At 68.7% G+C, this 18,255-nt stretch carries 19 protein-coding genes and 1 pseudogene; 13 read left to right on the top strand and 7 right to left on the bottom strand.

Annotated features, from left to right (window positions below; genetic code table 11):
* Positions 1 to 60 precede the first annotated feature (60 nt).
* The 3 genes from ACFY9V_RS13120 to ACFY9V_RS13130 all read left to right on the top strand — a co-directional run bounded on the left by ACFY9V_RS13120 (position 61) and on the right by ACFY9V_RS13130 (position 2,240).
* On the top strand, positions 61 to 756 hold the full coding sequence (locus tag ACFY9V_RS13120) for a helix-turn-helix domain-containing protein (RefSeq protein ID WP_391161313.1): 696 nt from the start codon (positions 61 to 63) through the stop codon (positions 754 to 756).
* A complete protein-coding gene (locus ACFY9V_RS13125; RefSeq protein WP_355333452.1) occupies positions 756 to 1,223 on the top strand; it encodes a PPOX class F420-dependent oxidoreductase in 468 nt (155 codons plus the stop codon). The genes ACFY9V_RS13120 and ACFY9V_RS13125 overlap by 1 nt, the downstream gene beginning before the upstream one ends.
* A gap of 93 nt (positions 1,224 to 1,316) precedes the next feature.
* Positions 1,317 to 2,240: a transglutaminase domain-containing protein gene (locus tag ACFY9V_RS13130; RefSeq protein WP_391161316.1), complete on the top strand. Its 924-nt coding sequence runs from the start codon at positions 1,317 to 1,319 to the stop codon at positions 2,238 to 2,240.
* A gap of 7 nt (positions 2,241 to 2,247) precedes the next feature.
* On the opposite strand, the gene ACFY9V_RS13135 is transcribed toward ACFY9V_RS13130, so the two are convergent.
* The 5 genes from ACFY9V_RS13135 to ACFY9V_RS13155 form a co-directional block, all read right to left on the bottom strand.
* Positions 2,248 to 3,237, bottom strand: a complete 990-nt coding sequence (locus ACFY9V_RS13135) for a WYL domain-containing protein (protein WP_391161319.1) — start codon at positions 3,235 to 3,237, stop codon at positions 2,248 to 2,250.
* Between the two features lie 173 nt (positions 3,238 to 3,410).
* Positions 3,411 to 4,436 carry an alpha-lytic protease prodomain-containing protein gene (locus ACFY9V_RS13140; protein ID WP_391161321.1) on the bottom strand — a complete coding sequence of 342 codons (1,026 nt, stop codon included), beginning with the start codon at positions 4,434 to 4,436 and terminating at the stop codon, positions 3,411 to 3,413.
* 239 nt (positions 4,437 to 4,675) lie between these two features.
* Entirely contained in the window at positions 4,676 to 5,419 is a 744-nt protein-coding gene (locus ACFY9V_RS13145) for a DUF1684 domain-containing protein (RefSeq protein ID WP_391161323.1), read from the bottom strand.
* A gap of 236 nt (positions 5,420 to 5,655) precedes the next feature.
* Complete coding sequence (locus tag ACFY9V_RS13150) at positions 5,656 to 6,720, bottom strand: FMNH2-dependent monooxygenase (protein WP_391161325.1); 1,065 nt, start codon at positions 6,718 to 6,720, stop codon at positions 5,656 to 5,658.
* Positions 6,721 to 7,308: 588 nt separating this feature from the next.
* On the bottom strand, positions 7,309 to 8,550 hold the full coding sequence (locus tag ACFY9V_RS13155; RefSeq protein WP_391161327.1) for a DUF5685 family protein: 1,242 nt from the start codon (positions 8,548 to 8,550) through the stop codon (positions 7,309 to 7,311).
* Between the two features lie 458 nt (positions 8,551 to 9,008).
* Between ACFY9V_RS13155 and ACFY9V_RS13160 the strand changes: the two genes are divergently transcribed.
* From ACFY9V_RS13160 to ACFY9V_RS13170, 3 genes are all read left to right on the top strand, one after another.
* On the top strand, positions 9,009 to 9,452 hold the full coding sequence (locus ACFY9V_RS13160) for a cell division protein SepF (RefSeq protein ID WP_391161329.1): 444 nt from the start codon (positions 9,009 to 9,011) through the stop codon (positions 9,450 to 9,452).
* 581 nt (positions 9,453 to 10,033) lie between these two features.
* On the top strand, positions 10,034 to 11,137 hold the full coding sequence (locus ACFY9V_RS13165) for a DUF262 domain-containing protein (protein WP_391161331.1): 1,104 nt from the start codon (positions 10,034 to 10,036) through the stop codon (positions 11,135 to 11,137).
* A 13-nt stretch (positions 11,138 to 11,150) separates the two neighbouring features.
* Positions 11,151 to 11,795, top strand: coding sequence for an MAE_28990/MAE_18760 family HEPN-like nuclease (locus ACFY9V_RS13170; protein WP_391161333.1), 645 nt, complete (start codon positions 11,151 to 11,153; stop codon positions 11,793 to 11,795).
* Between the two features lie 41 nt (positions 11,796 to 11,836).
* On the opposite strand, the gene ACFY9V_RS13175 is transcribed toward ACFY9V_RS13170, so the two are convergent.
* Positions 11,837 to 12,307 carry a GNAT family N-acetyltransferase gene (locus tag ACFY9V_RS13175; RefSeq protein ID WP_391161335.1) on the bottom strand — a complete coding sequence of 157 codons (471 nt, stop codon included), beginning with the start codon at positions 12,305 to 12,307 and terminating at the stop codon, positions 11,837 to 11,839.
* 36 nt (positions 12,308 to 12,343) lie between these two features.
* Positions 12,344 to 13,126 carry a UTRA domain-containing protein gene (locus tag ACFY9V_RS13180; RefSeq protein ID WP_391161337.1) on the bottom strand — a complete coding sequence of 261 codons (783 nt, stop codon included), beginning with the start codon at positions 13,124 to 13,126 and terminating at the stop codon, positions 12,344 to 12,346.
* 457 nt (positions 13,127 to 13,583) lie between these two features.
* Between ACFY9V_RS13180 and ACFY9V_RS13185 the strand changes: the two genes are divergently transcribed.
* From ACFY9V_RS13185 to ACFY9V_RS13215, 7 genes and pseudogenes are all read left to right on the top strand, one after another.
* Positions 13,584 to 13,880, top strand: a complete 297-nt coding sequence (locus ACFY9V_RS13185; RefSeq protein WP_391161339.1) for a hypothetical protein — start codon at positions 13,584 to 13,586, stop codon at positions 13,878 to 13,880.
* Positions 13,877 to 14,164, top strand: a complete 288-nt coding sequence (locus ACFY9V_RS13190) for a hypothetical protein (protein WP_391161340.1) — start codon at positions 13,877 to 13,879, stop codon at positions 14,162 to 14,164. Before ACFY9V_RS13185 ends, ACFY9V_RS13190 begins: the two co-directional genes overlap by 4 nt.
* Before the next feature lie 20 nt (positions 14,165 to 14,184).
* A complete protein-coding gene (locus ACFY9V_RS13195; protein WP_391161342.1) occupies positions 14,185 to 14,493 on the top strand; it encodes a DUF6303 family protein in 309 nt (102 codons plus the stop codon).
* A 20-nt stretch (positions 14,494 to 14,513) separates the two neighbouring features.
* Positions 14,514 to 15,381: pseudogene (locus ACFY9V_RS13200) on the top strand (protein spdB).
* Complete coding sequence (locus ACFY9V_RS13205) at positions 15,378 to 15,692, top strand: hypothetical protein (RefSeq protein WP_391161344.1); 315 nt, start codon at positions 15,378 to 15,380, stop codon at positions 15,690 to 15,692. The pseudogene ACFY9V_RS13200 and the gene ACFY9V_RS13205 overlap by 4 nt, the downstream one beginning before the upstream one ends.
* 6 nt (positions 15,693 to 15,698) lie before the next feature.
* Positions 15,699 to 15,875 carry a DUF6257 family protein gene (locus ACFY9V_RS13210; protein WP_391161345.1) on the top strand — a complete coding sequence of 59 codons (177 nt, stop codon included), beginning with the start codon at positions 15,699 to 15,701 and terminating at the stop codon, positions 15,873 to 15,875.
* A gap of 87 nt (positions 15,876 to 15,962) precedes the next feature.
* A complete protein-coding gene (locus tag ACFY9V_RS13215; RefSeq protein WP_391161346.1) occupies positions 15,963 to 18,164 on the top strand; it encodes an FtsK/SpoIIIE domain-containing protein in 2,202 nt (733 codons plus the stop codon).
* Positions 18,165 to 18,255: the final 91 nt, after the last annotated feature.

Raw genomic sequence — 18,255 nt, forward strand, 5'->3', positions numbered from 1 at the left:
GGAGTCAGCGACGGCAACCGCCTGCCCGCTTCCCGCGGCCGTGGACGGTCTAATGGGCACATGACGGCGACCGATCCCCTCCTCAGAGCCCTCGCCCACCCGGTGCGGCTGCGCATCGTGTCCCTGGTCTGGAACGCGCCGCTGTCCGCCGCGGAACTCGCCCGCGAACTGGGCGTCTCGCACGCCCTGGCCAGTCAGCATCTGCGCAGGCTGGACGCGGTCGGCCTGGTGGAACTCGCCGAGGTGCGCGCCAACCGCGGCGGCAGGGAGCGCCGTTACCGCGCGGTGCACGGCTCCCCGCTCTCCGATCAGCGGGACGAGGGGGCGCTGCTGATCGCCGAGGCACTGGCCCACAATCTGCGCGACCGGGCGGGCCGCCGCGCGCCGGGCGCCGCGGGGGTGACCTCGGACGCGGAGCTATGGGTGGCGCCCGAGGTCTGGGACACCTTCCGTGTCCGACTGGCCGCGCTCTTCGACGAGCTGCACGACGCGGCGCGAGCGCCGCATTCGCCGGGCACGGTCGGAATCGGCGCGACGGTGATGGCGTTTCCCCTCACTGAACCCGACGCCGGACCGGGACCCGCACAGCCCGACCACAAGCACGAGCCAGCCCGCGAGCGCGACCACGACGAGCACCAGCACCAGCACCAGCACCAGCACCAGCATGACCACGCACCCGCACCCGCACCCGTGCCCGAGGCCGCACCGGCCACCGGCCACCACCCCGAAGCCCCACGATCAGAACCGGAGCGATGATGAGCCGTCAGGAAACCTCCGCCCACCCGCTGTTCGACCTCCTCCAGCGGCAGCTCAACGGCGTCCTCGTCACGCTGAAGCGGGACGGCCGGCCGCAGTTGTCCAACGTGACCTTCCACTACGACGACTCGACCCGCACCATCCGCGTCTCGGCGACCGACGACCGCGCGAAGACCCGCAATCTGCGCCGCGACCCGCGGGCCAGCTTCTACGTCTCCACGCCCGACCTCGGCGCGTACCTGGTCGCCGAGGGCGACGCCGAACTCACCCCGGTGGCCGCCGATCCGCACGACGCGACCGTGGAGGAGCTGGTCGACCTGTACCGCGCGCTCCGGGGCGAGCACCCGGACTGGGACGAGTACCGCGCCGCGATGGTCGCCGACCACCGCCTGGTGATCAAGCTGCGCGCCGACCGCGCCTATGGCTGGGGCCGCGAAGAGGGCGCCACCAGCGGCCCGTTGACCTGAGGCCCCCTGAGGCCCGGCGCCGCGACACCGATTGATACGGCCAGCCGGCCGAACAGGTTGAATTCCGGCGGGAATTCCCGGCAGAGTTCCCTCATGGACGAAAATGAGTTCGATTTCTACCGGACGCAGAGCGTGGCCAGCGATCCGGGCGGCACGGACGTCTTCGCCGGGCTGCCCGCCGACCCGGGGGTCCTCGCCGAGACGGTGCGCAGTCTGCTCGTCCACCGGGAGGAGACGCACCTGTTCGGGTACGAGCTGCCGCGCGACCGCAAGGACGCCGAGGCGGAGACCCGTTACGCCGCGGACATCCTCGCGGTGGCGCGCGGCCTGTGCGACGCGCCGCTCGACCGCCCGCGCCGCCCGGAGGAGCGATTCGCCGGTACCTGCCGGGACTTCGCGCTGCTGCTGTGCTCCGCGCTGCGCGAGAAGGGCGTCCCCGCCAGGGTCCGCGGCGGCTACGCCACGTACTTCACACCGGGTTTCCACGACGACCACTGGATCACCGAGTACTGGGACGCGGACCGCGCGAGCTGGCGGCTGGTCGACGCGCAGATGGCCGCGCCCGAGCTGATCAGCGCGCACGGCATCGACTTCGACCCGTTCGACGTGCCGCGCGACCGGTTCGTGGTGGCGGGCCGGGCGTGGCAGGACTGCCGGTCGGGCGCGGCGGAACCGCGGACGTACGGGGTCGAACTCCTCGGTCTGCGAGGGTGGTGGTTCGTGCAGCACAATCTGCTGCTCGACCTGGCGATGCTCAACAGCACCGAACTGCTGGTGTGGGACGGCTGGGGGCTGGCCGACCCGCCGATGGACCAGCCGTTCGACGCGCTCGGCGCCGATGACGTGGCGCTGCTCGACGCGGTCGCCGAACTCAGCGCCGCGGGCGGCCCCTTCACCGGAATCCGCCGTCTCCCGCGCGAGCACGAGGCGCTGCGGGTGCCGCCGGTGGTCAGCTCGCACACCACCTACCTGGGCGAACGGAGTGTGACGCTCCGTCAAGCGGTCGCTTTCGACTGAGCCTTGCTCACCCCGGCCCCGAGGACGCCTCCGTCCCGTCGGCCACCCCGCGGTCCGCCGCCCGCGTCAGCCGCCCCGCCACCACCCGCAGATAATCGGCGAGTTCGGGCGGCTCCCGCACCTCGAAGTCCACCCCGAGCATGCCGACGAACATCGCCAGCGCGTCCAACGACTCGAAGCCGGTGGTCAGTTCGCAGGTGTCGGCGTCGATCGGGTCGACCGCTCCGAAACCCGCCCAGATCTGCCGGACGGTCGAGGCGGGCGCGTGCAGCACCACGCGCGCCTGGAAGCGGTACGCGTGCGAGGTGACGCCCTTGGCCACGTACTCCGCCGCGTCCTCGGGCAGTTCGCGGGGCGTGAAGCGCGGGCCGGTGGGCGGCTTGGGCTCCATCCGGTCGACGCGGAAGGTCCGCCAGTCCGCGCGGTCGACGTCGTAGGCGAGCAGGTACCAGCGCCATCCGTGGTGGACGAGCCGGTACGGTTCCACGGCCCGGCGGCTGGCCTTGCCCGCGTAGTCGCGGTAGTCGAAGCGCAGCAGCTCCCGGTCCCGGCACGCGGCGCCGATCACGGTCAGCACCTCCTGGCCGACCGTCGGGCCGGCGGCGCGCGGCCGTACGGTGACCGCCTGCATCGCCTGGACGCGGTGCCGCAGCCGGGACGGCAGCACCTGCTCCAGCTTGGTCAGCGCGCGTACCGACGTCTCCTGGATCCCCTCGACGCTGCTGCCCGCCCCGGTGCGCAGGCAGAGCGCGACCGCCACCGCCTCCTCGTCGTCGAGCAGCAGCGGCGGCAGCGCGGCGCCCGCGCCCAGCCGGTAGCCGCCCGCGGTGCCGGGCGCCGCGTGCACGGGATAGCCGAGCGCCCGCAGCCGCTCGACGTCACGGCGGATCGTGCGCGCGGTGACGTCCAGCCGCTCGGCGAGGTCGGGCCCCGTCCAGTCGCGGCGTGACTGGAGCAGCGAGAGCAGGCGCAACAGCCGCGCCGAGGTTTCCAGCATGCCGTCCAGTCTGTACGAACCGGCGCCCCCACCGCGCGGGGTGCGGTGGGTGCGCCGGACGGTGGAGCTGTTGAGCGGGTGAACTGCCTTTGCTCGCAAGGCTTCCGCCCGCTCGGCCGATTCACGCCGACTCGCGCGGGCCTCGCTTACTCGCGCGGGTTTCGGCGGACGGCTCAGTAGACGCTGACCCCGTACGCGCTCAGCGCCTCCGTGACGGGCTGGAAGTACGTGGTCCCGCCGGAGGAGCAGTTGCCGCTGCCGCCGGAGGTCAGGCCGATGGCCTTGGTGCCGTCGTAGAGGGAGCCGCCGCTGTCGCCGGGCTCGGCGCAGACGTTGGTCTTGATCAGACCGTAGACGATCTCGCCGTTGCCGTAGTTGACGGTGGCGTTGAGGGCCTGGACGGTGCCGCTGTGGATGCCGGTGGTCGAGCCGCGACGCGTGACGGACTCGCCGACGTAGGCGTTGGCGGCGCTGGTGATGTCCTGGCTGCCGACGGTGCCGTCATGGGCGACCGTCGAGTCGTAGCGGACGATGCCGTAGTCGTTGGTCGGGAAGCTGGTGCCCGTCGTCGGGCCGATGTAGGTGCCGGAGGTGGTGTAGTACGCGGGCTTGCCCTCGGTGCAGTGACCCGCGGTCAGGAAGTAGTACGTGCTGCCGCTGCGGACGTTGAAGCCCACCGAGCAGCGCCACTGGGTGGTCTGCACCGCGTCGCCGCCGGAGAGCAGCGTGTTGAAGGTGCCCTCGACCCGGTTGATGCGCACGGCGTCGCCGAAGCCGGCCGTGGACTTCTTGAGCTGGTCGAGCTGGGAGGCGGTGACCCGGCTGTCGATGCTGACTTCCAGGGTGTTGCTGCGCGGGTCGACGGACCAGGCGGTGCCCGCGACGTCGGCCGCCTTGGTCGCGTCGCCCGCCTTGGCGAGCTGCGCGGCGCTGTGGCTGACCAGGCGCGGGGTGGCGCCCGCGGCGCGGACGCTGTCGGCCGCGGCCTGGGTGGTGACGTTGACGACGGTGGTCTTGCTCGCCGCGTCGTAGTAGGTGCCCGCGGTGCTGTTCGCGCCGAGGTGGGTCGCGAGGGTGGCGGCCGCGTCGGGCGTGGCCTTGGGGGTGGGGGTGGCGCTCGCCGACGGGAGTGCGATGGCGGTGGCGGCGATCAGGCCGGAGGTGACGGCCAGAAGCTGTATGCGCCGGGTGGTCTTCACTCGTTTCCTCCTGTGGGGGTGGGAGGTTGCGGGGGGATTTGTCGGTGTACTGTCAGACTCGATCCGATATTCGAACGCCTCATACGCCTGACAAGCACTCACAGGAGTATTCAGATCCCACAGGCAACACACAAGGGGGCCTTTCGGCCGGGTAGTTCGGCCGAATGTCCGTACGGCGCCTGACACAGCGCTGCCCCGGCGGTCCAAAAACCGCCGGGGCAACCGGATGTGACGCTGTCTCAGTTGGTGAGAACTGCCCGCTCCCCCGCTTCCAGCGCGAAGGCCAGGGTGTTGCCCGGCGGCGGGAACGGGCAGATGAAGGCGTCCGCGAAAGCGCACGGCGGCAGCGTCGTACGGTTCAGGTCCAGCGTCAGCGAACCGTCGGCGTCCGGCGCGGGCGCGTGCAGGAAACGGAACCGGAAGGTGCTGGTTCCGCTGGTCGCGTCCGCGATGACGCCCCACAGCCTGCCGTCGTCCTCGACCGTCACGGCGAGCGTGTGCTCGGTCCCGTCCACCGTGAACGCCAGCTCGCCGCCGAGGCCGAGACCGCGCTCACGGCCGTCCGCGTTCGGTACCCGGACGGTGCGGTCGGCCTCGAACGGGCGGAAGACCGCGGGCAGCACCCAGCGCTCGTCGGGGTCGAAGGCCGCGATCCCGGCGAAGGCCAGACGGGCGGGCGACCGCGGGTCCCAGACCCGTACGGCGAGCAGGCCCTCGCGGACGATCGCCAGCAGTTTCCTGCCGTCCGGCAGGAACACCGGTTCGCCCTCGGCCTCCAGCAGGGTCGACACGCCGTCCGCCTCGTGCACCACCGCCCCGCCGTCCTGCCGCCACCGGCCCGGCAGTCCGGGGATCGTCCCGTCCCCGGCCACGTCGTCGAGCCAGTACGTACCGATCAGGGCCAGCGGACCGTACGGCGCCGCGACGGTCTCGGCCCGCCGCTCGTGCCACCGCTTCCAAGCAAGAACCGTTTCTGCGCTCATGCCGACCAAGCCTTCCATACGGGCCGCGCGAGCCGGACGCGCTCGCACGGCGGTGACCTGCGGGGAGTGTGCCGTGAGGGGGTACGGGGAGTGTCGCGGGAGAGGGCGCGCGGAGTCATGGGACAGGACGTGCGAAGCCTCGGAAGGAGGCGCGCGGAGTCTCGGGAGGAGGCGCGCGGAGTCTCGGGAGGAGGCGCGCGGCGACGCACCGCCGTCCGACCGGTGAGACGGGCGGTTCACCGGAGGTCCGGTAACGGGCGGTGCAGGCCCAGGTGTTCGCGCAGTGTCGCGCCCGGGTGGAAGGAGCGGAACAGACCCCGGTGCTGGAGCAGCGCGGTGGTCCCGTTCACAAAGCGCTCCAGATCACGTCGGGGCTCCACCGGCCGGACGCGGAAGCCGTCGACCGCGCCCGCCTGCTGCCACGCGGCGATCAGCTCGGCCAGGTCGACGGGGCCGCCGCAGAACAGCACGCCGCCCGCGCCGTCCGGCACCAGGGTGATCTCGGCGCCCGGCTCCGGGCCGATCTCGCCGCCGCCGAGGTCGACGGAGAGTTCGGCGAGCACCAGCAGCCGGTCCGGGTCCCGCCCCGCTCCGACCGCCAGCCGCCGCAGTTCGTCCCGTACCAGCCCGGCGGTCTCTGGACCCGCGGCGCGGACGAAGGCGAGGTCGGCGTACCGGGCCGCGACGGCGCGGGCGGCGGGTTCGGTCGCGTCCACCGCCGTGACCGGCCGCCCCTGCCGCACCCGCGGGCCGGGCGCGCCGCCGTCCCACTCCCGCGCGACCGCCTCGGCGACGGCCGCCGTCTCCCGCCACATCGCCTCGGCTCTCGCTTTCGGCGTGAGCGCGGATCTCGGACCGGATCTCAGGTCGGCCGTCCCCCCGGCCGTCCCCCCGGCCCTCGACTCGGACCTCCGACCGGACGCCGGACCGGACGCCGACTCAGGCACCGGCTCTGGCACCGCCCGGGGCGTCCAGCCGGCCCGGCCCCGGCTGGCCGAATCCAGGGCGCCGACCGCCGCCGCGACACCACGCGGCCCGGCGCGGGTCACGGGCACCGCGGGGACGAGCCCGATCCGGCCGGTCTCGGCGGCCACCGCGGTGAGTACGGCGAGCGGATCGGCGTCGGCCGCGCCGTCCAGGGTGACGAAGTCCAGCGCGCCGCCCTCCGCGAGCCGGGCCAACTCCCCGTACGAGGCCACCTCGTAGCGGTCGGGGACGTCGATCGCGGCGGCGAGATGCAGCGAGCGCGTACGACGCCGGACGGCGGGTGCGGGCGGCGCGGCGGCAGCGGCGGCGGTCACGGAGGCACCCGGCGACGCGGCGGCCGGGGAAGAAGAGGAAGAAGGCGAGGGAGAAGAAGGGGAGAAGGCAGCAGGCATGCGAAGGCTCCGTGGACACGCGGAAGGGGCACGGGAGTCGTCTTCACACAGGCCGCCGCGTCCCTCAACGCGGCTGGGCCCGTCAAGGGCCTTGACACGAGGCTATGCCGACGCCGTCACCCGCTGTCAAGCATGTCCAGGTGCTGGACCACGCGTCTCAGCGTGGTTGACGGATGCCCTGATGGGCTGCTGCACTGTGGGCATGCGTAGCTGTCGGCTCGTCACTCGCGGCCACATCGACTTCGGTCGGGTGTGGTCGGCGTCGTGTTGTTGTAGCTGACCTTTCTCCGACGGATCGTCCCGTCCTCACACACGCGCGCACGCAGCCCCGCCGTTTGGCCGCCCTCCCTCGGGCGCTCCCCTCGCAGGTCACCCCCGCAGGCCGTCCCGCCCACCGGGCTCCCGCTACGGGCCCGACCTCATTCGCAGAGTTCATTCGTAGAGCTCATTCGTACAGCTCACCCGAACACCTCACCCGAACAGCTCATCCGCACGCCCCGCCGTACAGCCTCAGCAGTCGCACCCGCAGTCGCAGCAGTCACAGCAATCGCAACAATCACCGCAGTCCGAGCAGCCGTCGCAGTCGCAGTCGCAGTTGCTGCACCAGGAGTCGCGGCGCTGCCCGCTCCATGGGTCGTCGTGCTCGCGGCAGCACAGCTCACAGGTGCAGCACATCCCGGCGTAGACCAGGCAGCCCATGACCAGTCCGCGCCTGCGCGGCGGCTCGGGCGGCGGGAAGCCGCCGGGAAAACCGGGGCCGCCGGGCGCGTTCGGCCGCTGGCCCGGACCGTGCGGAGTGCCGCCGGGCGCGCCCGGCGCGTAGGGGTTGCCCGGCGGGGGCGAGGCGGCGGACGGCGCCGCGCCCTGGTGCGCGCAACCGCCGGTGCCGAAGGCCCTGTCCACCGACCGTCCCAATTCGTGGACGAGCAGGACATGGGTGAGCTTGCCCGAGGCGGACCCGGCGAAGTCGGTGTCGCGGAGCGCGAGCCGTATGCCGTGCAGCGCGTCGTCGCACAGCCGCCGCGCCTCGGCGAGGTCGGTGCCGGTCGCGGTGAGCGGGTTCCAGGCGCCGGAGCGGGTGTCCTCGGCCAGGTCCTCGACCGCGTCCAGGAGGTGGGCGAGCCGTCCGAAGAGCCGTCCGGCCTCCGCCAGCGGTTCCCGGTTGGCGGGCCGCCCGGCGAGTACGGCGGTGTGCGCGAAGGCCGCGGCGGTCGCCGTCTCGGTGGGCTCGGTGACGGTCAGCAGCGAGGTGCCGAGTCCGGCCGCCGCCTCAATCCCGCCCTGCCGCCCGACCGCGTCGAGCAGCACCGCGGTGTCGAAGCCCAGGCTGTCACCGGTACGCGCCCCGGCCCGGTCCCAGCGGCGGGCGACCGTACGGGCCGCCGCGGCGACAGGCCGCCGGGCGAACGCCCCGTCGGCGTCCTCCACATGGTCACGCATCTTCGCCGAGGCGAGCACCAGCGAGACGGCCGCGGCCAGCCGCGCGCCCTCCCCCATGGCGACCGGCGCCGTCCGCATCCCGCGCAGCGGGCACGGCCCGGCCTTGCGGCGCAGGCTGTCGGCGTCACCGGACACGGCCGTCTGCGCCTCGACGAGCACCGACACGACGAGTCCGTCGTAGTTGGTGGCGATTCTCGCGAACTGGCCGTGCCCGTCCCGCAACGCGAGACACAGGCCGCACAAGTGGGCCGTCCAGGAGGCCGCGAGCCCCTCGGACATGCGGTGCCGACACGGCCTGATGATCCCGAACATCGCGTGCTCCCCCGTTGAACTCGCCCGCCCGCAGGGCCGACCCCTGCGACCGGCGGACATATTATCCGCAGCCGGGGGCAGGGGTGAGTCGCCGGCGGCAGCCGTACGGGCCCGGACGGGCCCACGGTCGGCCGCTCGCCACGACGCGCGGATCGTGTACGACGGTTCGGGGCCGGCCGGTCGGCGCCGGATACGAGCGGACTTACGACGACACGTACGGCCGTGCCTACGAGCGCGCGTACGGCCGGACGGCCCCGCGTGTCACCCGGAAGTGGGGAGCGCTCCCAACGAAGTGTCAGGGGCCATATCCCTGGGCCTGCCTGACGATCCGCCACTATCGTGTGCACCAGTACCGTCACAAGACGCCTGACTGGCGGCAATCCGCTTGGCACATCATCCACATCATGGACGACCATAGGACTGCGGACGGTACTGACCGTGTGAGAGAGGAGGCGTCCATGGGATCGGTTCGACGGGCGAGTGCTTGGCTGGGCCTCGTTGACGACAACAGCGGCGAGGGTTACTACGACGAGGAGTACGCCGACTACGGCGAGGGCTCCGAGCGGGCTGACACGTGGGTGACCGACCCGCGGGTGCGGGTGGCCACCGAGACCGCCGAAGAGCAGGGCCGCAGGATCGCCACCGTGACCCCGGACGGTTTCCGGGACGCGCGCGGCATCGGGGAGCTGTTCCGCGAGGGCGTCCCGGTCATCGTCAACCTCACCGGCATGGAGCCGAGCGACGCCAAGCGCGTCGTCGACTTCGCCGCCGGTCTCACGTTCGGGCTGCGCGGCTCCATCGAGCGCGTCGCCACCAGGGTCTTCCTGCTGACTCCCGCCGACTACATGGTCATGAACGCCGACGCCAAGCGCGGCGGCGACGGCTTCTTCAACCAGAACTGATGATCAAGGGAACCCACCTGCGGTCCCCTCCCCCGCCCTCGCGCTGACCAGCGCGGGGGCGGTTGTTGGCGGTGGTCCCTGGGTGTCCCCGGCCGACCTCGTACGGCCCACAGACGGCCCGGTAACCCGCAGCCCCGAGATTGCGACCTGCTGCGGGTGGGCTGCGCGGACAGTGGCCACGTCGTTCAACGACGGATTTACAGACTGCGCAGCGGGTGGCGTCTGAGCGGCGCGTATACGCCTAGTGTGATCTTCGGCCCCACGGATGCCCCATATCGGATCGCGGGTAATCGAGCACTACATGACGATTCTTCTGTCTTCCCTGGTCAACCGCCCGCGGTTCAACCTCTAGTTGAACAGCGCGTCTCGGCCTCGGCCATGCGACACGAGATACGCACGTGCATTCTGATCCATGGGACCGACACTCCCGACTGAGAGTGCTCACGTCACCACGTCCACCCCGCAAGATGGTCGGATAGACGCCTGCACAGTAGACCCCTGTCCAACTAGGATCTCAGGGTTCGTGCGCAGACCGCTCCGCAAGGCACCCCGGAAGCGTCCAGCGATGCTAACATTCAGAAATGGAACTCGAAGAGGAACTCACCCTATACCGGCAGAGAATCACAACCGACTCTTACCCCATGTCGATTAGCGAAATCGCGAACTTGTATCGCGACGGCGAAATGGACATCCATCCAGAATTTCAACGCATCTTCCGCTGGACCGGAGCACAGCGGACGAAACTTATTGAGAGCATCCTGTTGGGGATCCCACTCCCGAGTATTTTTGTCGCTCAAAACGAGGATGGAATCTGGGATGTAGTGGACGGTGTACAGAGGCTATCGACGATCTTCCAGTTCATGGGAATTCTTCGCGACGAAGATGGAGATCTGATGGATCCTTTGATCTGTCAAGCAGGTCCATTCCTGTCGAGCTTGGAAGGCGTCTCGTACGACCGGAGCGAGCATGCGAGCAGTCACCTGAGTCGTGCTCAGCAGCTCGACTTTAAGCGAGCACGGGTAGATGTCAAGATTATCAAGCGTGAAAGTGACAACCGGGCTAAGTACGACCTGTTTCAGCGACTTAATTCCTTCGGCAGCCTAGCTACACCGCAGGAGCTTCGAAACTGCCTACTGGTTAGCCTTAGCAAAAAGCACTTTGATTGGCTACAAGAAATCTCGTCTATGGATGCATTCAAGAATGTATTGAATCTTCCCGATAGGCTAATTAACGAACAATATCACCTAGAGTTGGCACTTAGGTTCGTCTCGCTTCGCAACCTACCAGAAGAGAAAATTTCCGCCATCGGAAACATTGGCGAATTTCTTTCTTCCGAAATTCTATCAATCATTGAATTCAGCGACGAAAAACTGAAAGAAGAGAGGGAAGCCTTCCGGGAATGCTTCGCGCTACTGAGTGACGCATTGGGGAGTGACGCTCTACGTAAGTGGAATCCAAATTCAGAGCGGAGCGAAGGCGCATTTTCTTCCAGCGCATTCGAGGTGCTCGCCCTTGGTCTCGGCCACTTCATGCCAAGCGGAAGTTTCACATCTGCACACGTCATCGCTGCTCGCAAAACTCTCTGGGCAGATGAAAAATTCGCACCCGGACACGCTACAGGGGTCCGCGCCGATCAGCGAATGAAGAGAACAATTCCATTCGGCCGGCTACTCTTCGCCGCATAGCCAAGGATTCAATATGGAATCTTCGGCATTCGTTGACGGAATCGATAGACAATTGGCGCGCCGTAAGGTTGAACTTTCCAACCTCACTCTTATGGTAAAAGGCGATAATCCAGACCCTCACAGGCTGAGCTGCATTGCGCGGTCTGCTATTGTTCTCGCGTACGCGCACTGGGAAGGCTTCGTGAAGCAGAGCAGTTCTGACTATGTGAATTATGTCAACGGCGTCAGAATCAAGGTTTCAGAACTCAAGTTCTCACTCCAAGCCGCGCACGTCTCCTCATCATTCAAGAGGGCAGCCGCTAGTTCAAAAACTCGTTATCTAGGTGAGATGTTGGAAGAAATCGATCGACGCCGAAATGAAATATTCAAAGTTTCCCCGGAAAAATGCATCGACACAGAGAGCAATCTCTCGTCGCTAGTATTTAAAGACATTCTCCGAGGAATCGGGCTAGACGTACTACCACTCTACGAGACCCGCAGTGTGTTCATCGACCGGAGATTGGTGAAGGCTCGGAATCAAGTCGCACATGGAGAATTGGTTAGCTTCGATGCGGTCGATGTGGAGGATCGAATCGATGGGGTTCGACTACTAATCGACTCTTACGCAGAACAGCTCAAAAAAGCTGTCGCATCGAACGAGTACATCAACGGGCAGTAGCTAGAAATTCCATGAGCCAACCTTCGCGATGCTAAATAAATTCAGTTCGAATTTTTCGCGGGCCGCTGGAACAGCGCTCCTGAGCCCCGGTGATGGAGGTCAACCACACGCACCAAGGCGAACCCTGCGATTTCGTAGTAGCGATGCAGGGAACGGTTATCTTTCCATGCATCGAGTCGCAGCCAAGACTTACCCGCCGCGGCGGCACGCGCCGCGGCCCAGTCGAGCAGAGTGCCACCCACTCCAATACCAGCCGATTCTCGGGTGACTACCATCCGATGTACAAGCAGCGCATCGTCAGGTTGGTCATTTGGGGTCCAAAATTCTGGGTCTGCGTAAGTATCCACTTGCAGTGTGGCGATTACGTGACCGTCGCAAGTACCCAAAAAGACATCGCCTTCGGACAAAGCTCGCAGGATACGATCTCGATGCGGCGGGAATTGCCATTGGTCGATCCCGCGCGAAGCGAGCCACTTAGATGCCTCGTGCAGCAGGGCCTCAACCGTGTCCAACTCATCTAGGCGCGCAGCACGAATGCGTAGGTCCTTTCATGCGCCACCTTCTGCGGTCTCACGTCGACGCTCATATGAGATGACGTGACGGTCGCCGGGTAGCGTGGTCACGGCGACGCGTACCGGAAGGCCATCACCTGTGAAGCCCGTTGTCAGGTGAATCCCTACAGGTGTACCGGGACCGAGGTCGAGGCGGTGTGCCTCGTCCGGGACCGGCATCCGGACGTATAGCTCGTCCAGGGCACGCACTTGGCGATAACCAAGTTTGGCAAGCACTTCGTTGGTGCCCCGCGTGATGTTCTCCGGGCGCATGATCTCTGAGTCCCGCACTATGTCCAGCGGGAAATAGCTGTCGTTCGTGTTGAAGGGCTCACCGTCCAAGTACCGGACGCGCTTCCGTATGGCGACCAGCTTCCCCGGCTCAAGCCTGAGTCGTTTCGCCACGTCGGCCGGCGGCTCCACGATCGCCACCTCGATCTCCTGCCGAGGCTCGCGCCCCTCCGCGCTGTACTCGGTCACGAAGGCGTCCATCTCCGGCGTGTAGGGCCGCTCTCGGAATTCCGCCTGCGGCCGGAACACCATCGGCTGACGCTGGCGCACGAAGTGCCCCTGCGGGCGGGCAGACACGACCAAGCCTTCGTTGACGAGCAGGCCGAGCGCCTTGCGCACCGTCTCCCGGGAGACGCCGTACTCGTCTCTTAGCTCCGCCTCGGTGGGCAGTTTGGCTTTCGGAGCGAGTTGTCCGGTGTCGATCTGCGCCCGGATCGCGTCCGCGATCTGCTGGTACATCGGGTTTCGCCCGAGTCGGTTCACCGTCACGCCTCCATCAAAGCCGCAGGTTGTAGGCATTGTCCAGTCAATGCAAGCAACGTGCTTGACGCTGCACGTCTCGCCATGCCAGCACCTCAGTTATAGCAATTGTACGGACAATGGCTACAACGCAGGAGCCCCGCGTTGGTCGGGGGGAGGCGCCCGGAGCCTTTGCATCCCGGAGGGCACGAGAGCGAAAGGTCACGTCTCTGCCTGAAACAGGCCATGGCGGCTCTACCTGATACGGGGGCCGCAGTCCTGGAGGAGACATCTCTGCACGTCATCAGCCATCGCGGCGTCTTGCGCTGCGGCCGGTTGCCTCCCCTGCCCGTCTCGTACGGGCAGGGCTGAGGGGAGCCGGAACGCTCGACTCTCTTTCCTTTGTTCCCGCCCGTGGTCGGTGGTTCCCGACCAAGGAAACGCCACCGACCACGGCACACCAGCACCCGTCTGGAGACCTCAACTCATGCGTGATTACGTCGGCCCGCACCGGGCCCTGAGTACTGATGACTTCCTCGAACTGGCCCTTGGCACCCCGCCGGACTTGTGGCTCGGTGTCGACGGTGAGGGCGCGGAGGAGCGCGCGGCCCGTGAGGCTGCGGCGCGCGACATCCTCGCCGATGACCCGGCCCTGTACGACCGGACCACCGCGCTGGCGGCCGAGACGATCGGCCGCACGTGGCCGGAGCTGCTGGCGCTGGCGCCGGCCCGTCCGGTGGTTCCGGCGCGGTGCCGTCCGCGGGGGAAGCAGGTGGCGGCATGACCACCACCGACACCACGCCCGGCGCGGGCACGGCGCGCACGGATGTGAATCTGGACGCCGCCCGCGCGGACGTGAAAGCCGAGATCAGCCGCACCGACACCAAGGCGTCGCTGTTACTGGCGTTCGTCGGGGCCATGCTGGCCGGAGTGTGGACCGTGGGGTCCGGCCGCCATCTTCCGCCGGCAGCAATGCTTATCGGCGGTCTCGCGGTGCTGTTGCTGGCCGGAGTTGCCGGGGTGCTGCTGCTCGTTGCCGCGGTGATCACGGTTGGGGGTACGGTATGAGCACACCGGACCGCGCTCTGATGTCGGTACATCCTGACGGCCGGTGGCACCTGTTCGTGGCGTCGGCAGGCTCTCTGCTCTCGAACAACGCGGTGTTCATCTGGCCGCAGGGTTCGCCGGTCCCGACCCCCGCCGCGCGGCGTGAGGCCTTGGCCGATCTGGGCTACCAGGGAGCGGCCGGTGCGGAGTGGGAGTGGTGCGAGGCGTACCCGGCCCCCGACCACGACACCACCAACGTCGAACTGATCGCGTCCCTCACCGTGCAGCCCACCGGCCAGGAAGGCGGTGCGCGAAGAACCGGCGAACGCACCTGCGAAGGAAGCTTCTGACAGTCGCCCCCGCGGTCGCCATGACGGTCGTGTCGATGGTCCTCACTCTCGCAGTGGTGGTGATGTGGCTGGGCACGGCGATGCCGTGGCCGGTCGCGCTGGTCGTGGGTCTCGGTCTGGACGGCGGCTGGCTGGCTGGCTGGCTGGCCACCTTGGCCTACGAACGCCGTCTTGCCGCGCAGGGCGACCACTCCCGTGGCGTCACTGCGGTCGGCTGGTGCTTCGGCCTGGTCGCCACCGGCGTGCTGGTCGCACACGCCATGCTCGCGGAAGCGTCCGCGGGTGCGTGGCTGGCCGTGGCGTGGCTGCCGGTCGCCGCCAAAAGCCCTGTGGCTGGTGCACGGCCTGTGGGAGCGCACCGCGCTCGCCCCGGCCGCTCTGGAGGCCATCGCCGGGATTCAGCAGGAAGCCCGAGACACCGCGGCCGTTGCCCGCGCCCGGTTGCACGCGGATGCCTCGACGGAGGAAACCCGGCTGCTGGCCGTGACCACCGCGGGTTCGCGTGTCGCCCGTGTCCAGGCCGCCACAGCTTCGGCGTTGTCGGAGGCGTGGGCGGTGCTGGAGAAGGCGCGCGCAAATGAGAGTGCCGCGCACGCGCTGACCAGCGTGACCGGCCGCGCCACACCCGCGTCACAGGCGCGTTGGCAACTGCCGGTGTGGGGGCCGGTCGACCCCGTGCCCGCGCTGGACGCGTCGGCGCTCACCGATGACGGACTGGACGCGATCGTGACCGCGATCCTGGCCAGTTCGACCCGGCCGCCGTCGTACCGCGACATGGCGGCCCGCTTCCGCGCCGCCGGCCACACCGCAGCCGAAATGCGGCTGCGCGCCGCGTGGAAGCGCTGCACCACCGACACCGACCAGCAGACCGGCGGTACCCGGCCGTGACCGACCTGACGCACATCAGCGCAGCGTCCGCCGAAGCAGTCGAAGCCGCGAAGCAGGGCGAACAGTTCGCGCTCATCCTCGCCGCGGTCCAGGCCGCGCAGACCGTCCAGGCACAGCAGCCGGTCCCGCCCCCGCCGGTCGTGGTCCAGCAGTCCGGCACCACGGGCAAGTGGCTCGCCATCGCCGTCGGCGGATCGATGCTCATGATCACCGTGGCGTTCGCCGCGGTCGCCCTCGCCATCGCCATCGCGTCCCTCGCCCTGGTCGCGCTGGTCGTCTACGGCATCTACCGCGACATCCGGAAGCGGTGACCAGCCGTGATCCGAACCCACCCCAACGACCCGCCGCTGACCACGGGCGAGGCCGCCGACATCGCACGCATCACCGCCCTAGCGTGCCTGCGCGGCGGTGTGCTGACGTCACGTCAGCCAAACCGGATTGACCGCATCATCGACGGCGCCCGTACACGCGCCGAGCAGGCCGCCAAGAAGTGATTTCGCCCCGGACCGGCCGCACATCCGCCAAGGCAACCGGCCGGTCCGGGCCCCCGCGCCTCACCTCGGAGAGCAGGAGAACCCAGCATGACCGAGATCATCGACATTCACACGCGGCGGGCCCGGCCCGTCCCGGATCTGACCAAGCACGACACGGGCCCGGACGCCGCCGACATACCCGCCGACGCCCCGCGTGAAGTGCTTGAAGGGGTCGTCATCGCGTCCGGCCCCGCCGCCGAGCGTCGCACGGCGGGGCGTCACGCGGCCCGCCTGCGGCGTGCCGCGGGTGTGACGGCCCACGTCATCACCCATGACCGCACCAAGACCGTTGCCCGTCTCGCCGTCCGGCACACCGCCTACGTCGCCCGCGGGGTGCGGATCGTGGCGAAGCGGACGTGGGACGGGCGGACGGTTGCCCGGCACGAGCGGATGATGCGCTCGGCCGAGGCCGCGGGGCAGCACGAGGTGGCGAAGGAGTGGGAGCAGCGCGCGGAGTTGTTCCGGCAGCAGCGTCACCAGCGCCGTATGGACCTGCTGACCTCCGGGCCCCGGCTGGTGAAGTCCGCCGCCTACGGCGCCGCCGGCGGCGCGGGCGGTCTGCTCGCCTTGGGCACGATCCTGGCCGTTGCCGAGCGCGACCCGTTGTTGGTCATCGGTCCGGTGATGTTCACCGTCGACATGATCCGCTGGGTGGTGCTGATCGTGTCCGTGGTGTGGGGCCCGGCGCTGTTCCTCGCGCCGTGGCTGGCGTTCCTGGGCCTGTGGAACACCGGACGCCGCGGGCAGGCCGCACCACAGTGGGCATTGCCGCCCTCGGAGCAGGACAAGCGGGACGTGGTGCCGGATGAGGGCGCGATCCTGGACGCGCTGCGGCACCTGAACATCGGACCCATGAACCAGGCCTTCAAGGCCGGTTGGCAGCCGCGGTGGATGCAGCCCACCACGAGGCTGGGGAAGGGCTGGCACTCCCAGGTGCAGCTCCCGATGGGCGTCACCGTCGAGATGATCAACAAGCACAAGGACGTGCTGGCCCACAACCTGCTGCGCCTGCCCGTGGAGGTCTGGCCGACCGAACCGGCCAACGCCCCCGGCACCCTGGATCTGTGGGTCGCCGACCAAGGATCACTGTCCGGCAGCGTGCCGGCGTGGCCGTTGCTGACCGAGGGGACCGCGGACTACTTCAAGGGCGTGCCGGTCGGCGTCTCGCAGCGCGGGGAACCGGTGCTCGGCAAGCTCATGGCCGCCAACTACATGGTCGGCGGGATCATGGGTTCGGGTAAGTCGTCGCTGGTCGTCGGGCTGTTGCTGGGTGCGATGCTCGATCCGCTGGTCGAGATCGACGTCTACGTCATGGCCTGCAACGTCGACTACGACCCGATGCACGAACGGCTCTGCACCCTGGTCAAGGGCAACGACGACGAACAGGTCGAGGCCGCCCTCCACGCGCTGCGGGACCTGCGGGACGAGGTCACCGAACGCGGCAAGCTGCTGGCCGAACTCGGCGGGGGCAGCGTCAAACTCACCCGTGAACTGGCCGAACGCGACCCCCGCATGCGCCCGAGGGTGGTCGTCTTTGACGAGTGCCACGAGCTGTTCGAGCACAAGACCTACGGCCCGGAGGCCGCCGAGCTGGCCATCAAGGTGCTGAAGAAGGCGCGGAAGGTCGGCATCACCCTGGTGTTCGTCACCGTCTCCCCGACCACGTCCAGCATCCCCAAGGACGTCACCCGCAACACCAGCCACCGGGTCGCGTTCGCGGTCGGCGACCACGTCGCGAACGACGGACTGCTCGGAACCGGCAAGCACCGGACCGGGATCACCGCCACCACCCTCAACCCCGCCGAGAACATCGGCACCGCCCTGACAGTAGGCTTCACCTCCAACGCGTTCGAGCTGGTCCGCGCCTACTACGTCCGCAAAGACGCCAGCACCGACCAGGTCACGCCGGTCGTCGCGCGGGCACTGGCGCTGCGCGACGGCATCACCCCCGCCGCTGCCACGGTCGTACCGGCCGCCGGCGAGAAGCCGGACCACCTCGCCGACGTGAACACCGTCCTCGGCACCGACACACGGGTGCGGACCCAGGAAGTCCTCAACCGCCTGTCGGCCCACAACCCGCGCGAGTACCGCGGCTGGACGTTCATGGACCTCAAGCGCGTCCTGGACCCGCACGGCGCGGTCCGCAAGTCGCACGGGCAGATGGTCGTGGACCGCGACCGCGTCCGCGACGCTCTGGCCGACTGCGACGACGGCGCCGCTCCGGACGCGGCCGGTATTGATACAGAGTGACGGGGAAGGACCGGGGAGGCGGGGAGACACACCCCGCGGACCTGCGGAAACCCCCGAAAACCAGGCTCCGGCAGCATCCCCCGCCTCCCTC

The sequence above is a fragment of the Streptomyces sp. NPDC008317 genome (assembly GCF_042955955.1).
In the GTDB taxonomy this organism is placed as follows: Bacteria; Actinomycetota; Actinomycetes; order Streptomycetales; family Streptomycetaceae; genus Actinacidiphila.

What these genes read in the sequence shown, in the direction of transcription:
- ACFY9V_RS13120 (WP_391161313.1), top strand. Translation starts at nt 61, where the DNA reads ATGACGGCGACCGATCCCCTCCTCAGAGCCCTCGCCCACCCGGTGCGG.
- ACFY9V_RS13125 (WP_355333452.1), top strand. Translation starts at nt 756, where the DNA reads ATGAGCCGTCAGGAAACCTCCGCCCACCCGCTGTTCGACCTCCTCCAG.
- ACFY9V_RS13130 (WP_391161316.1), top strand. Translation starts at nt 1,317, where the DNA reads ATGGACGAAAATGAGTTCGATTTCTACCGGACGCAGAGCGTGGCCAGC.
- ACFY9V_RS13135 (WP_391161319.1), bottom strand. Translation starts at nt 3,237, where the DNA reads ATGCTGGAAACCTCGGCGCGGCTGTTGCGCCTGCTCTCGCTGCTCCAG.
- ACFY9V_RS13145 (WP_391161323.1), bottom strand. Translation starts at nt 5,419, where the DNA reads ATGAGCGCAGAAACGGTTCTTGCTTGGAAGCGGTGGCACGAGCGGCGG.
- ACFY9V_RS13155 (WP_391161327.1), bottom strand. Translation starts at nt 8,550, where the DNA reads ATGTTCGGGATCATCAGGCCGTGTCGGCACCGCATGTCCGAGGGGCTC.
- ACFY9V_RS13160 (WP_391161329.1), top strand. Translation starts at nt 9,009, where the DNA reads ATGGGATCGGTTCGACGGGCGAGTGCTTGGCTGGGCCTCGTTGACGAC.
- ACFY9V_RS13165 (WP_391161331.1), top strand. Translation starts at nt 10,034, where the DNA reads ATGGAACTCGAAGAGGAACTCACCCTATACCGGCAGAGAATCACAACC.
- ACFY9V_RS13170 (WP_391161333.1), top strand. Translation starts at nt 11,151, where the DNA reads ATGGAATCTTCGGCATTCGTTGACGGAATCGATAGACAATTGGCGCGC.
- ACFY9V_RS13185 (WP_391161339.1), top strand. Translation starts at nt 13,584, where the DNA reads ATGCGTGATTACGTCGGCCCGCACCGGGCCCTGAGTACTGATGACTTC.
- ACFY9V_RS13190 (WP_391161340.1), top strand. Translation starts at nt 13,877, where the DNA reads ATGACCACCACCGACACCACGCCCGGCGCGGGCACGGCGCGCACGGAT.
- ACFY9V_RS13195 (WP_391161342.1), top strand. Translation starts at nt 14,185, where the DNA reads ATGTCGGTACATCCTGACGGCCGGTGGCACCTGTTCGTGGCGTCGGCA.
- ACFY9V_RS13215 (WP_391161346.1), top strand. Translation starts at nt 15,963, where the DNA reads ATGACCGAGATCATCGACATTCACACGCGGCGGGCCCGGCCCGTCCCG.